Source organism: Pseudomonas sp. FDAARGOS_761 (genome assembly GCF_013343155.1).
In the GTDB taxonomy this organism is placed as follows: Bacteria; Pseudomonadota; Gammaproteobacteria; order Pseudomonadales; family Pseudomonadaceae; genus Pseudomonas; species Pseudomonas aeruginosa.
The window spans coordinates 984,885-998,354 of sequence record NZ_CP054572.1 but is presented as its reverse complement, the minus strand read 5'-3'; the positions used below and the strand labels follow the sequence as shown (position 1 = coordinate 998,354).

At 66.0% G+C, this 13,470-nt stretch carries 12 protein-coding genes; 7 read left to right on the top strand and 5 right to left on the bottom strand.

Going from position 1 to position 13,470, the window contains the following annotated elements; all coding sequences use genetic code 11:
• The first annotated feature begins 84 nt into the window (after positions 1–84).
• The 5 genes from cysZ (at position 85) to FOC67_RS04680 (ending at position 7,699) form a co-directional block, all read left to right on the top strand.
• Positions 85–825, top strand: a complete 741-nt coding sequence (gene cysZ / locus FOC67_RS04700) for a sulfate transporter CysZ (RefSeq protein WP_003085838.1) — start codon at positions 85–87, stop codon at positions 823–825.
• 378 nt (positions 826–1,203) lie between these two features.
• A complete protein-coding gene (gene cerN / locus FOC67_RS04695; RefSeq protein ID WP_009315291.1) occupies positions 1,204–3,216 on the top strand; it encodes a ceramidase CerN in 2,013 nt (670 codons plus the stop codon).
• A 341-nt stretch (positions 3,217–3,557) separates the two neighbouring features.
• The gene (locus FOC67_RS04690) at positions 3,558–5,750 is read left to right on the top strand and encodes a phosphocholine-specific phospholipase C (protein ID WP_009315290.1); all 2,193 of its coding nucleotides are present in this window, start codon (positions 3,558–3,560) and stop codon (positions 5,748–5,750) included.
• A gap of 17 nt (positions 5,751–5,767) precedes the next feature.
• A complete protein-coding gene (gene plcR / locus FOC67_RS04685; protein WP_009315289.1) occupies positions 5,768–6,391 on the top strand; it encodes a phospholipase C accessory protein PlcR in 624 nt (207 codons plus the stop codon).
• Between the two features lie 87 nt (positions 6,392–6,478).
• Positions 6,479–7,699, top strand: a complete 1,221-nt coding sequence (locus FOC67_RS04680) for a glycosyltransferase family 1 protein (RefSeq protein ID WP_003085828.1) — start codon at positions 6,479–6,481, stop codon at positions 7,697–7,699.
• Between the two features lie 3 nt (positions 7,700–7,702).
• Here FOC67_RS04680 and FOC67_RS04675 read toward each other — a convergent pair whose 3' ends face one another.
• The 5 genes from FOC67_RS04675 to FOC67_RS04655 form a co-directional block, all read right to left on the bottom strand.
• Positions 7,703–8,662, bottom strand: a complete 960-nt coding sequence (locus FOC67_RS04675; RefSeq protein ID WP_003085826.1) for a DegV family protein — start codon at positions 8,660–8,662, stop codon at positions 7,703–7,705.
• A gap of 190 nt (positions 8,663–8,852) precedes the next feature.
• Positions 8,853–9,965: an NADH:flavin oxidoreductase gene (locus tag FOC67_RS04670; protein WP_003085824.1), complete on the bottom strand. Its 1,113-nt coding sequence runs from the start codon at positions 9,963–9,965 to the stop codon at positions 8,853–8,855.
• Between the two features lie 40 nt (positions 9,966–10,005).
• Positions 10,006–10,596: a TetR/AcrR family transcriptional regulator gene (locus tag FOC67_RS04665; RefSeq protein ID WP_003085819.1), complete on the bottom strand. Its 591-nt coding sequence runs from the start codon at positions 10,594–10,596 to the stop codon at positions 10,006–10,008.
• 152 nt (positions 10,597–10,748) lie between these two features.
• Complete coding sequence (locus FOC67_RS04660; RefSeq protein WP_003109429.1) at positions 10,749–11,231, bottom strand: glutathione peroxidase; 483 nt, start codon at positions 11,229–11,231, stop codon at positions 10,749–10,751.
• Between the two features lie 205 nt (positions 11,232–11,436).
• The gene (locus FOC67_RS04655) at positions 11,437–11,922 is read right to left on the bottom strand and encodes a peptidylprolyl isomerase (RefSeq protein ID WP_003085816.1); all 486 of its coding nucleotides are present in this window, start codon (positions 11,920–11,922) and stop codon (positions 11,437–11,439) included.
• On the opposite strand from FOC67_RS04655, the gene FOC67_RS04650 reads away from it, so the two are divergent.
• On the top strand, positions 11,891–12,229 hold the full coding sequence (locus FOC67_RS04650; RefSeq protein ID WP_003109430.1) for a DUF3565 domain-containing protein: 339 nt from the start codon (positions 11,891–11,893) through the stop codon (positions 12,227–12,229). The two genes, FOC67_RS04655 and FOC67_RS04650, sit on opposite strands and share 32 nt — an antisense overlap.
• On the top strand, positions 12,229–13,413 hold the full coding sequence (locus tag FOC67_RS04645; protein ID WP_003085814.1) for an acetate kinase: 1,185 nt from the start codon (positions 12,229–12,231) through the stop codon (positions 13,411–13,413). Before FOC67_RS04650 ends, FOC67_RS04645 begins: the two co-directional genes overlap by 1 nt.
• Positions 13,414–13,470: the final 57 nt, after the last annotated feature.

Sequence of the window (13,470 nt, the reverse complement as noted above, 5' to 3'; positions counted from 1 at the left end):
AATGCGCGGTCAAACAGGCTCTGTCGCGGGCTTTCGCCAGTCTGCTAAGGTTTCAGCCCGCATCCCATCGGAGAACCATTCCCTATGCCAGCCCTGAGCGGCCCGCAATACCTCGGCGAAGGCCTGAAGCTGATCATGCGTCCCGGCCTGCGCCTGTTCGTGCTGATCCCCCTGACCCTCAACCTGCTGGTGTTCGCCCTGCTGATCGGCTTCGCGATGCAGCAGTTCAGCCACTGGGTCGACCTGCTGATGCCCAGCCTGCCCGACTGGCTGAGCTTCCTGCAGTACATCGTCTGGCCGCTGTTCGTCCTGCTGGTGCTGGTGATCGTGTTCTTCACCTTCACCATGGTCGCCAATATCATCTCCGCGCCGTTCAACGGCTTCCTCTCGGAAAAGGTCGAGGTGGTGGTTCGCGGCCGCGACGACTTCCCGCCGTTCAGCTGGGCCGAACTGCTGGCGATGATCCCGCGCACCATGGGTCGCGAGATGCGCAAGCTCGCCTACTTCCTGCCGCGCGCGCTGGTGCTGCTGGTGCTGAGCTTCGTGCCCGGGGTCAACCTGATCGCCACGCCGCTGTGGATCCTCTTCGGCATCTGGATGATGGCGGTGCAGTACATCGACTATCCGGCGGACAACCACAAGCTCGGCTGGAACGAGATGCTCGCCTGGCTGCGCAGCAAGCGCTGGGCGTGCATGGGTTTCGGCGGGATGACCTACCTGGCGCTGCTGATCCCGCTGGTCAACCTGGTCATGATGCCCGCCGCCGTCGCCGGCGCCACCCTGTTCTGGGTCCGCGAGGAAGGCGAGAAGGCGCTGGTGAAATAAGCATGCGCCCGGTGTCCGCTGTCGGCATTGTCAGGCGGGCGTCAGCGCCCTGACAGCCGGCGTCGGGCACACTACGAATGCCCTCGGGAGCGTCGGCGCAGGCCGCAGCCGAGACCTGCGCCAGCCCTTGCAGACCGGCTCGACGCTGCCGAACCGACTGGCCGCCGGTGCTTCCCCACGCAGGCGGCCTTTTTTTACCCCCCTGCCTTGCCGTCCATGCAGGATGGCCGGCGCTCACCCCCTTCCTGTCCGCTACGCCCCCCCTCGACGCCGCCACCCTGGCACTACAGTGGCAACCAGGCGAGGCAGGCTCCGGCCCGCTTTCGATGACCACCGTCCCCAGCCCGCCCAGCGGCGGAAAACAAGAAGAGGGTCGCCATGTCACGTTCCGCATTCACCGCGCTCTTGCTGTCCTGCGTCCTGCTGGCGCTCTCCATGCCTGCCACGGCCGACGACCTGCCCTACCGCTTCGGCCTGGGCAAGGCGGACATCACCGGCGAAGCCGCCGAAGTCGGCATGATGGGTTACTCCTCCCTCGAACAGAAGACCGCCGGCATCCACATGCGCCAGTGGGCGCGTGCCTTCGTGATCGAGGAAGCGGCCAGCGGCCGTCGCCTGGTCTACGTCAACACCGACCTGGGGATGATCTTCCAGGCCGTGCACCTGAAGGTCCTGGCCCGGCTCAAGGCGAAGTACCCCGGTGTCTACGACGAGAACAACGTGATGCTCGCCGCCACCCACACCCACTCCGGTCCGGGCGGCTTCTCCCACTACGCGATGTACAACCTGTCGGTGCTCGGCTTCCAGGAAAAGACCTTCAACGCCATCGTCGACGGCATCGTCCGCTCCATCGAGCGGGCCCAGGCCAGGTTGCAGCCCGGCCGCCTGTTCTACGGCAGCGGCGAGCTGCGCAACGCCAGCCGCAACCGTTCGCTGCTGTCGCACCTGAAGAACCCGGACATCGCCGGCTACGAGGATGGCATCGACCCGCAGATGAGCGTGCTCAGCTTCGTCGACGCCAACGGCGAGCTGGCCGGCGCGATCAGTTGGTTCCCGGTGCACAGCACCTCGATGACCAACGCCAATCACCTGATCTCCCCGGACAACAAGGGCTACGCCTCCTATCACTGGGAGCACGACGTCAGCCGCAAGAGCGGTTTCGTCGCCGCCTTCGCCCAGACCAATGCCGGCAACCTGTCGCCCAACCTGAACCTGAAGCCCGGCTCCGGTCCCTTCGACAACGAGTTCGACAACACCCGCGAGATCGGTCTGCGCCAATTCGCCAAGGCCTACGAGATCGCCGGCCAGGCCCAGGAGGAAGTGCTCGGCGAACTGGATTCGCGCTTCCGTTTCGTCGACTTCACCCGCCTGCCGATCCGCCCGGAGTTCACCGACGGCCAGCCGCGCCAGTTGTGCACCGCGGCCATCGGCACCAGTCTGGCCGCCGGTAGCACCGAAGACGGTCCAGGCCCGCTGGGGCTGGATGAAGGCAACAATCCGTTCCTCTCGGCCCTTGGCGGGTTGCTCACCGGCGTGCCGCCGCAGGAACTGGTGCAATGCCAGGCGGAAAAGACCATCCTCGCCGACACCGGCAACAAGAAACCCTACCCCTGGACGCCGACGGTGCTGCCGATCCAGATGTTCCGCATCGGCCAGTTGGAACTGCTCGGCGCCCCCGCCGAGTTCACCGTGATGGCCGGGGTGCGGATCCGCCGCGCGGTGCAGGCGGCCAGCGAAGCGGCCGGTATCCGCCATGTGATCTTCAATGGCTACGCGAATGCCTATGCCAGCTACGTCACCACCCGCGAGGAATACGCCGCCCAGGAATACGAAGGCGGCTCGACCCTCTACGGCCCCTGGACCCAGGCCGCCTACCAGCAGTTGTTCGTCGACATGGCGGTGGCGCTGCGCGAACGCCTGCCGGTGGAAACCTCGGCGATAGCGCCGGACCTGTCCTGCTGCCAGATGAACTTCCAGACCGGAGTAGTGGCCGATGATCCCTATATCGGCAAGTCCTTCGGCGACGTGTTGCAACAACCCAGGGAAAGTTATCGCATCGGCGACAAGGTGACCGTCGCTTTCGTGACCGGACATCCGAAGAATGACTTGCGCACCGAGAAGACTTTCCTGGAAGTGGTGAATATCGGCAAGGATGGCAAACAGACGCCCGTGACCGTTGCCACCGATAATGACTGGGATACCCAATACCGCTGGGAGAGAGTGGGTATATCTGCCTCGAAAGCGACTATCAGCTGGTCCATTCCACCAGGGACCGAGCCCGGCCATTACTACATCAGGCACTATGGCAACGCGAAGAACTTCTGGACCCAGAAGATCAGCGAAATCGGCGGCTCGACCCGCTCCTTCGAGGTGCTCGGCACCACTCCCTAGCGGGCTCCAGCCAAGGTTTCGAGATTCGCCAGCCAACTTTATGACGCATGAAAGTCGTCAAATAAAATGTGATTTAAAACACATGAACAAGTGACCTTTCATTCAGCCGACAAGGGCATGGAACTCTATTTCCATGCCCTTTGTTTTTATCCAGAAAAACTTCTCAAGTTGTCGCTCAAGGTCATATCGAAGTCGCTTTCGGGATCAACCGATAAATTATCGCCATGAAACCATCGGCTCGCTGTATTCCCTGCCGGAAAAACAGCGAAGACGATTAATCATCTCGAAACAAGAAGTACGCAGATTGATGGAAATCAAAAAACCACCCGGGAAATAAAACGATGACCGAAAACTGGAAATTCCGCCGTCGAACCTTTCTCAAGCACGGCGCCCAGGCCGCTACCCTGGCCGGCCTTTCCGGGCTGTTCCCGGAGACGCTCCGGCGCGCCCTGGCCATCGAGCCGGACATCCGCACCGGAACCATCCAGGACGTCCAGCACGTGGTCATCCTGATGCAGGAGAACCGCAGCTTCGATCACTACTTCGGCCACCTCAACGGCGTCCGCGGCTTCAACGACCCTCGCGCGCTCAAGCGCCAGGACGGCAAGCCGGTCTGGTACCAGAACTACAAGTACGAGTTCTCCCCCTATCACTGGGATACCAAGGTCACCAGCGCCCAGTGGGTGAGTTCGCAGAACCATGAATGGTCGGCCTTCCACGCGATCTGGAACCAGGGCCGCAACGACAAGTGGATGGCGGTGCAGTATCCCGAAGCCATGGGCTACTTCAAGCGCGGCGACATTCCCTACTACTACGCCCTGGCCGACGCCTTCACCCTGTGCGAGGCCTACCACCAGTCGATGATGGGCCCGACCAATCCGAACCGCCTCTACCACATGAGCGGACGCGCCGCCCCCAGCGGCGACGGCAAGGACGTACACATCGGCAACGACATGGGCGACGGCACCATCGGCGCCAGCGGCACGGTGGACTGGACCACCTATCCCGAGCGGCTAAGCGCCGCTGGCGTGGACTGGCGGGTCTACCAGGAAGGCGGCTACCGCTCCTCGTCACTCTGGTACCTGTACGTCGACGCCTACTGGAAATACCGGCTCCAGGAGCAGAACAACTACGACTGCAACGCCCTCGCCTGGTTCAGGAACTTCAAGAACGCTCCGCGCGATTCGGACCTCTGGCAGCGCGCCATGCTCGCCCGCGGCGTCGACCAGTTGCGCAAGGATGTGCAAGAAAACACGCTGCCGCAGGTGTCCTGGATCGTCGCGCCCTACTGCTACTGCGAGCATCCCTGGTGGGGCCCCTCGTTCGGCGAGTACTACGTGACCCGGGTGCTCGACGCGCTGACCAGCAACCCCGAGGTCTGGGCCAGGACCGTGTTCATCCTCAACTACGACGAGGGCGACGGCTTCTATGACCACGCCAGCGCCCCGGTGCCGCCGTGGAAGGATGGCGTCGGCCTTTCCACGGTCAGCACCGCCGGCGAGATCGAGGCATCCAGCGGGCTGCCCATCGGGCTCGGCCACCGCGTCCCGCTGATCGCCATCTCGCCCTGGTCGAAGGGCGGCAAGGTCAGCGCCGAAGTGTTCGACCATACCTCGGTGCTGCGCTTCCTCGAACGCCGCTTCGGCGTCGTCGAGGAAAACATCTCGCCCTGGCGGCGTGCCGTCTGCGGCGACCTGACTTCGCTGTTCGACTTCCAGGGCGCAGGCGATACCCAGGTCGCCCCCGACCTGACCAACGTCCCGCAGAGCGACGCGCGCAAGGAGGACGCCTACTGGCAGCAGTTCTACCGGCCCAGCCCCAAGTACTGGTCCTACGAGCCCAAGAGCCTGCCCGGCCAGGAAAAGGGCCAGCGCCCTACCCTCGCGGTGCCCTACCAGTTGCACGCCACGCTGGTCCTCGACATCGCCGCCGGCAAGCTGCGCCTGACCCTGGGCAACGACGGCATGAGCCTGCCGGGCAATCCGCAGGGACACTCCGCTGCGGTATTCCAGGTGCAGCCGCGGGAAGTCGGCAATCCGCGCTTCTATACCGTGACCAGCTATCCGGTGGTCCAGGAAAGCGGAGAGGAACTGGGCCGGACCCTCAACGACGAACTCGACGACCTGATCGACGCCAACGGCCGCTACGCCTTCGAGGTGCACGGCCCCAACGGCTTCTTCCGCGAGTTCCACGGCAACCTGCATCTCGCCGCGCAGATGGCGCGGCCCGAGGTATCGGTCACCTATCAACGCAACGGCAACCTGCAGTTGAACATCCGCAATCTCGGCCGCCTGCCGTGCAGCGTGACGGTGACGCCGAACCCGGCCTATACCCAGGAGGGCAGCCGTCGCTATGAACTCGAACCGAACCAGGCGATCAGTGAAGTGTGGCTGTTACGCAGCAGCCAGGGCTGGTACGACCTCAGCGTGACCGCCAGCAATACGGAAGCCAACTATCTCCGCCGCCTGGCCGGACACGTCGAGACCGGCAAGCCGAGCAGGAGCGATCCATTGCTCGACATCGCAGCGACCTGAAGCGAGGAGTCCATCGCATGAGACCTACCCTGACCTGGACCTTGCTGGCCCTGCTGCTCTGCGGCACGGCCATCGGCGCCGTCCTGTTGCTTTACCCATCGGAGCCGGCGCCCGTCGCGCCCTTCGCGTCTCCCCCGCAGGCCACACCGGCGGCAAAACCTTCCATTCCTTCCCGAGCCCCCGAGATGAATACAGCCACCGCTCCCGACAACCTGGAACAGCAACTCGGCGAGTTCGGCCGCAACGCCGGGCAGATGTCCGAGATCGAACGCAAGCAGGCCGCCGAAGGCCTGATCGAACAGCTCAAGCGCGAGGTGGCGGTCGGCGCCGATCCGCGCCAGACCTTCGAGGAGATCCAGCGTCTGACGCCCTATGTGGAGGCCGATGCCAGGCGCCGCGAGGCGCTCGACTTCGAGATCTGGATGGCGCTCAAGGACAACGCCTCCGTCCAGCAGCAAGCGCCGACGCCTGGCGAGGAAGAGCAACTGCGCGAATACGCGCAAGAGTCGGACAAGGTGATCGCCGAGGTGCTCGCCAGCGTCGACGGCGAGGAGCAGCGTCACGCCGCCATCGACGAACGCCTCAAGGCCCTGCGCAAGCAGATCTTCGGCGAGGAGAACCCACGCCTGCTGCAACGCTGAAATCCACGGCGCCCCGACCGGGGCGCCGTCACGCAAGCGTCACCAAAACTTCACATCCGCTACACGGCGTCGGTCGACACTGACGTCATGAGCAGACCTCTAAGCATCGCCCTGATCAGCGAAACCTACCCACCGGAAGTCAACGGCGTCGCCAATACCCTGGGTCGCCTGCATGCCGGTCTCCAGCAGCTTGGCCATCGGGTTCAGGTGGTGCGCCCGCGCCAGCCCGGCGACGACGGCCGGCGCAGCGACGCCGAGCTGGTGCTGACCCGCGGCTGGCCGTTGCCCGGCTACCCCGGCCTGCAATGGGGCATGTCGAGCCTGCACAAGCTGCTGCGCTGCTGGAAGCGCCAGCGCCCGGACGTGCTCTACATCGCCACCGAAGGCCCGCTCGGCTTCTCCGCCCTGCGCGCCGCGCGGCGCCTGGGCATCCCGGCGGTCAGCGGTTTCCACACCAACTTCCAGCAGTACAGCGAGCACTACGGCTTCGGCCCGCTGACCCGGCTGGTCACCGGCTACCTGCGCTGGTTCCACAACCGCACGCAGATGACCCTGGTGCCCAGCGGCAGCCAGCGCATGGAATTGCAACGGCGCGGTTTCGAACGCCTCAACCTGCTCTCCCGCGGGGTCGACAGCCAACTCTTCCATCCCTCCCGGCGCGATCCCGAACTACGCCGGCGCTGGGGCCTGGGCGAACAGGACATCGCCGTACTGCACGTCGGCCGGCTGGCGGCGGAGAAGAACCTCGGCCTGCTCGGCGGCACCTTCCGCGCGCTCTGCGCCGCCCATCCGCAGCTGAAGCTGCGCCTGGTACTGGTGGGCGACGGGCCGGAGCGCAAGCACCTCGAACGGGACCTGCCCGAAGCGCTGTTCTGCGGCGTCCAGCGCGGCGAAACCCTGGCCGCCCACTACGCCTCGGGCGACCTGTTCCTCTTCCCAAGCCTGTCGGAGACCTTCGGCAACGTGGTCCTCGAAGCCCAGGCCGCCGGCCTCGCGGTGGTCGCCTTCGACCAGGCCGCCGCCGGCCAGCACATCCGCCATGGGCACAACGGCGTGCTCGCCGCGCCGGGCGACAAGAGCGGCTTCGTCGAAGTCGCCAGTTGGCTGCTGGACGACCAGGAACGCCTGCGCCGGGTCCGTCTCAACGCCCGCCAGCACGCCAGCCGGCAAGGTTGGGACAGCATCGTCGAGCACTTCCAGAACTACCTGGAGGACGCCTGCGCCAGTCCGCTGGTCCAGCCCGCTCGGTCGAAGCCCGAGCGGCCGCCGGCGGAGGATGGCGGGGCCTTGCCACGCAGCCGCGAGTAGGTCTCAGGCAAAGGCTTTCGGCGCGGCGATGAAGCCCAGGCTCATGGCCCCGGCGCCCAGATTGATGCCGCCGGTGGGACTGAGCATGCCCAGGTGCAAGTGGATGTCGCGCTCGCGGCAGGCGTTCTCCAGCGCGGCGAAGCCCGGCAGGTCGCGCAGCGCGGTCGGATCGCCGGCATAGCTGAGACCCAGTTGCGGTGCCAGCAGCTCACCCGCCTGTACCCGCGCCAGGGCATAGCCGAACAGCTTCTCCGCCGATTTCTCGAAGCTCGGCGAGAGCGCCACCGGTTTGTCCTCGCCATCGGCCAGGCTGAACACCGGCTTGACGTCGAGCAGCGAGCCCAACCCCAGCGCCGCGCCCTTGACCCGGTCGACGAAACCGCTGCGATCACCCTTCTGGAAGCCGCGCCGGCGCAAGTGGCCCAGGTCGTCGGCGACCAGGTAGGTGCAGGTCTGCTGGCTGAGTTGTTCGAGGCGCGTGCGCAGCGCGTTGGGGTGGCTGCCCTGCGCCAGCAGGCGCGTGCCCTCGGCCGCCAGGCAGGCGATGCCGGCGAACACCGAGTGGCTGTCGAGTACGCGCAGGGTGAAGGGACCGGCGATGCCGGCCGCGTGGCGGCGCTCGTGGTAATGCTGGAGCAGGCCGAAGGAGGCCTGGGTGGCGTGCTCGAAGATCGGACTGCGCAGGCTGTCGACGGTGAGGCAGACCACGTAGTCGAAGTCGGTCACCAGTTCGTCGAGGAACCATTGCTGCAACTCGGCGGCGGAGAGCGGCTGGCTGCCGTCCTTGCTGCCGACCTTGGGCAGGTGGTCGCGGTAGAAGCTCAGGGTGGTGTCGGGGTCGCGTCGATCGATGAGCCGCTGCTCGCCCAGGCGGATCCCGATCGGCATCACGCGGATGCCGTGGGCGGCGAGGAATTCGGGCGGCAGGTCGCAGGTCGCGTCGACCACCAGGCCGATACGCATGGATTCGCTCCTCTGGCCGTTTCTCGGCCTATTGTTGTGTTGGCGGTCATACAATGCCGGTTTCGGACTTTGAAGTCAGCCGGTCGCAGGGCGGGTTTTCGGAAAAAATCACGGCCATGAAAAATCCCACCCCGAGGGGTGGGATTTCCTTGCCGGCGCAGCGCCGGACCGGTGTGTCGCGGACGCGCCTTCAGACCAGGCTGGCCAGGGCCTCGCGGCTGAACGGCTTGATGTCGCCGATGCGCCCCTCGCGGACCTTCACCGCCCACTCCGGATCCACCAGCAGCGCGCGGCCCACCGCGACCAGGTCGAACTCGCCCTTGTCCAGGCGCTCCACCAGGCCGTCGATGCTCGCCGGCTGCGCCACCTCGTCGGTTTTGCCGAAGAATTGCAGGAACTCGCTGCCGTCCAGGCCGACGTTACCCACGGTAATGGTCGGCTTGCCGGTCAGCTCGCGGGTCCAGCCGGCCAGGTTGAGTTCCGAGCCTTCGAACTCGGGAATCCAGAAGCGGCGGGTCGAGCAGTGGAAGATATCGACGCCGGCCTCCACCAGCGGCGCGAGGAACTCGCGCAGGCCCTCCGGGGTTTCCACCAGGCGCGCGGAATAGTCCTGCTGCTTCCATTGGGAGAAGCGGAAGATGATCGGGAAATCCGCGCCGACCGCCGCGCGCACCGCCCGCACCAGCTCGACGGCGAAGCGCGAGCGATTGGCCAGGCTGCCGCCGTACTCGTCGTCCCGCTGGTTGCTGCCTTCCCAGAAGAACTGGTCGATCAGGTAGCCGTGGGCGCCGTGGATCTCCACCCCGTCCATGCCGATCGCCTGGGCGTCGCGGGCGGCCTGGGCGAAGGCGGCGATGACTTCCTGGATGTCGGCCTTGCTCATGCCGTGGACCAGCACCTTGCCGTCCTTGGCCTTCTCCATCGGGCCGTAGCCGGGCACGCTGGCGTCCGGCTCCACGCCCAGGCGCCGAACGCTGCCGACGTGCCAGAGCTGCGGAACGATGCGCCCGCCCTCGGCATGCACTGCGTCGACCACCTGCTTCCAGCCGGCCAGGGCGTCCTCGCCATAGAAGCGCGGCACGTTCGGATAACCGTTGGCGGCCTTGTGGCCGACCGTGGTGCCTTCGCTGACGATCAGGCCGACGCCGGCGGCGGCGCGCCGGCGGTAGTACTCGACGACCTTGGCGTTGGGTACGCCGCCCGGGGAAAAGTTGCGGGTCATCGGCGCCATCACCACACGGGTGGGCAGCTCCAGGGCGCCGAGACGGAACGGTTGGAACAGGGCTTCTACGGGGGCACTCATGGACGGACTCCTGAGGGGGAATGGGAGGTTCGGGCAGGTATCAGGCGCGGAGCAGCAGTTCCAGGCGCGACATGAAAGCATTCAACGGAGCGAGGCCGGCGCCGACCTTGAAGCGCGCCAGGGCGCCCTGCCAGGCGAAGCCGATGAAGCCGGCCAGGCTCGCGCAGTCCTCGTCGGCGGCCAGTTCGCCGGCCTCGCGCGCCTGCTCCAGGCAGTCCTGGAGGATTTGCGCGGAAGCCTGCAGGATCGACTCGACCTTGGCCGCGATCGGCGGCGACAGCTCGGCCATCTCGAAGCTCAGGCTGCCGATGAAGCAGTGGTATTCGGGCTTTTCCTGGCGGGCGAAGTGCTCCAGCAGCTCGCCGTAGTAGCGCAGCACCCGCTCGCGCGGGCTGAAGCGGCTGTCGCCGAGGGCCTGGGCGTAGCGCGCCAGGCGCGGCGCGTAGACGTGCTCCAGGGCCTGCTGGGCGAAGGCTTCCTTGCTGTCGAAGTAGTGATAGAAGGAGCCCTTGGGGATGCGCGCGGCCTGGACGATCTCCAGCACCCCGGTGCCGTGGTAGCCACGCCGGGTCATGACCTCGGAGCCCTTGGCCAGGATCAGTTCGCGCTTGTCGAGTCGGTTGCTAGTCATGGAACGAGAGAATATGACCGGTCGTCTCGTCCGCCCAGCATTATCAACGGCGGTGATCAGGCGTTACAGGCAGGGACTTATCGCGTTGCGTCATGAACCGGCGCAAGACAGGAAAGGAAGCGGCGGGACGCGAACGCGTCCCGCGGGGGAGATCAACCCAGGGCCTTCTCGATGGCTTGCACCAGGGCCGGGTCGTCCGGCGCCGTGCGCGGGCTGAAACGCGCCAGCACGCGACCGTCGGGACCGAGGAGGAATTTCTCGAAGTTCCAGGTGATGTCGCCGGGAAACTCCGCGCCCTCGCCCGCCAGCAGGCGATAGAGCGGATGCCGCGCGCTGCCGTTGACCTCGACCTTGGCGCTCATCGGGAAGCTGACGCCATAGTTCAGGCTACAGAAGGACTGGATATCCGCCTCGCTGCCCGGCTCCTGGCCGGCGAACTGGTTGCAGGGCACGCCGAGCACCGCGAAACCGCGCTCGCGGTAGGTCTGGTAGAGATTCTCCAGGCCGGCGTACTGGGGTGTCAGGCCGCATTTGGAAGCGACATTGACCACCAGCAGCACCTTGCCCTTGAACGGGGAAAGCGGCAGGTCCTGTCCATCCAACCCCTGCAGGGTGAGATCGTGAAAGGCACTCATGACGTACTCCTTGCGCATTCAGCGACACAACGTGCCAAGCCCCGCACCGGGCAAGAACCCTGGCTGCGGCGCATCCCCAGGGACGGGGTAAAGAGCCCAGGCATGGCGCATGACGCGAAAGGCGCCCAAAGGCGCCTTTCGCTATACCAGCTTAGCAGTTCCGCCGGCGGACGGCTCAGGCCATCAATCGGCGAATGAACGCCGATCAGTGGTGGTGACCGCCTTCGCCATGGATGTGACCATGGGCGATTTCCTCGGCGTTGGCCTCGCGCACGTCGACTACCTTGACCTTGAAGTTCAGGCGCTGGCCGGCCAGCGGATGGTTGCCGTCGACGGTCACGTCGTCGCCGTCGATGTCGCGGATGGTGACGATCTGCATGCCGCCGTCCGGAGCCGAGGCGTGGAACTGCATGCCGACTTCCAGTTCGTCGACGCCTTCGAACATCTCGCGGGTCAGGGTCGCGACCAGTTCGGCGCTGTATTCGCCATAGGCGTCTTCCGGCTCGATGGCGACGCTCAGTTCGTCACCGACGTTCTTGCCTTCCAGGGCCTTCTCCAGGCCGACGATGATGTTGCCGGCACCGTGCAGGTAGACCAGCGGCGCGCCACCAGCGGAACTGTCGATGACATCCCCGGCGTCGTTGGTCAGGGTATAGTCGATGGAAACCGCCTTGTTGGCCGCGATCTGCATGGTTCGAAACCTTTTCGATAAAGAAGATGAATGCGTAAGTGTACGCATCAATAGCCCCGAAAGCGACCGCGCCCCTGATGAACGGGGCGCGCGAGCGCCGTCGCGGGTGATTGATTTTCATCAGGACGAGGAAGGCCATTGGGTGGCAGTCTTGTCCTGTGGCCATACTCAACACCTGCGCCACCAACCGCCCTGGCAATCGCGCGCCTGGGTCCTTGACGAAAACGAGCGGCACAGACAGCTCGGCCGCGAATTTCGCTGCGGCTGGTGTGCCCGGGAAGAAGAAGAGCAGACCAAGGAGCAGTGATGCCCTCACGCAACATACTGGTGATCAACTGCGGCAGTTCGTCGATCAAGTTCGCCCTGGTCAACGAGGCCCACTCCCTGTTTCCCCTGCACGGCCTCGCCGAGCGCCTGGGCAGCCGCGATGCGGTGCTGCGCTGGAAGCGCGGCGGCGACAGCGACAGCCTGATGATTCCCAACGCCGACCACCGCGCCGCCCTCGCCCAGTTGCTGCCGATGGTGCAGAACGCCGCGGGCGGCAAGCTCCACGGCATCGGCCACCGGGTGGTGCATGGCGGCGAGCTGTTCACCCATGCCACGCGCATCGACGACCGGGTGGTCGAGGCGATCCGGGCCACCGCGCCGCTGGCGCCGCTGCACAACCCGGCCAACCTGCAAGGCATCGAGGCAGCGATGACGCTGTTTCCCAAGCTGCCCCACGTCGCCGTGTTCGACACCGCCTTCCACCAGAGCCTGCCGGAGCACGCCTACCGCTACGCCCTGCCGGAAGCCCTCTACCGCGAGCATGGCGTACGCCGCTACGGCTTCCACGGCACCAGCCACCGCTACGTCAGCCACCGCGCCGCGGAAATGGCCGGGTTGGCGGTCGGCGACAGCAGTTGGCTCAGCGCCCACCTCGGCAACGGCAGCTCGACCTGCGCCATCGTCAACGGCCAGAGCCTCGACACCAGCATGGGCCTGACCCCGCTGGAAGGCCTGGTGATGGGCACCCGCAGCGGCGACGTCGACCCCAACCTGCACAGCCACCTGGCGCGGACCCTGGGCTGGAGCCTGGAGCGCATCGACTCGATGCTGAACAACGAAAGCGGCCTGCTCGGCCTCTCCGACCTGTCCAACGACATGCGCACCCTGGAACAGGAGCGCGAGCAGGGCCACCCCGGCGCGGCCCTGGCGATCGAGGTGTTCTGCTACCGCCTGGCCAAGTCCCTGGCGGCGATGAGCTGCGCCCTGCCGCAACTGGACGGGGTGATCTTCACCGGTGGCATCGGCGAGAACTCGCCGCTGGTGCGCGCCAAGACCGCCGCCCACCTGCGGCTGTTCGACCTGCGCCTCGACCAGGAGGCCAACGCCCGCTGCGTGCGCGGCGTCGCCGGGCCGATCCAGGCCGCGGGGCATCCGCGGGTACTGGTGATCCCGACCAACGAAGAGCGGCAGATCGCCCTCGACACGCTGGCCCTGCTCGACTGAACTGGATCGACGCCCCCGCCCAACCAGGCGGTGAGGCCAAACGCACGGCTTAAGGAG

Excerpts from the sequence above, each read along its gene's own strand:
- cysZ (WP_003085838.1), top strand. The coding sequence starts at position 85 with ATGCCAGCCCTGAGCGGCCCGCAATACCTCGGCGAAGGCCTGAAGCTG.
- cerN (WP_009315291.1), top strand. The coding sequence starts at position 1,204 with ATGTCACGTTCCGCATTCACCGCGCTCTTGCTGTCCTGCGTCCTGCTG.
- FOC67_RS04690 (WP_009315290.1), top strand. The coding sequence starts at position 3,558 with ATGACCGAAAACTGGAAATTCCGCCGTCGAACCTTTCTCAAGCACGGC.
- plcR (WP_009315289.1), top strand. The coding sequence starts at position 5,768 with ATGAGACCTACCCTGACCTGGACCTTGCTGGCCCTGCTGCTCTGCGGC.
- FOC67_RS04680 (WP_003085828.1), top strand. The coding sequence starts at position 6,479 with ATGAGCAGACCTCTAAGCATCGCCCTGATCAGCGAAACCTACCCACCG.
- FOC67_RS04675 (WP_003085826.1), bottom strand. The coding sequence starts at position 8,662 with ATGCGTATCGGCCTGGTGGTCGACGCGACCTGCGACCTGCCGCCCGAA.
- FOC67_RS04670 (WP_003085824.1), bottom strand. The coding sequence starts at position 9,965 with ATGAGTGCCCCCGTAGAAGCCCTGTTCCAACCGTTCCGTCTCGGCGCC.
- FOC67_RS04665 (WP_003085819.1), bottom strand. The coding sequence starts at position 10,596 with ATGACTAGCAACCGACTCGACAAGCGCGAACTGATCCTGGCCAAGGGC.
- FOC67_RS04660 (WP_003109429.1), bottom strand. The coding sequence starts at position 11,231 with ATGAGTGCCTTTCACGATCTCACCCTGCAGGGGTTGGATGGACAGGAC.
- FOC67_RS04650 (WP_003109430.1), top strand. The coding sequence starts at position 11,891 with ATGGAAACCGCCTTGTTGGCCGCGATCTGCATGGTTCGAAACCTTTTC.
- FOC67_RS04655 (WP_003085816.1), bottom strand. The coding sequence starts at position 11,922 with ATGCAGATCGCGGCCAACAAGGCGGTTTCCATCGACTATACCCTGACC.
- FOC67_RS04645 (WP_003085814.1), top strand. The coding sequence starts at position 12,229 with ATGCCCTCACGCAACATACTGGTGATCAACTGCGGCAGTTCGTCGATC.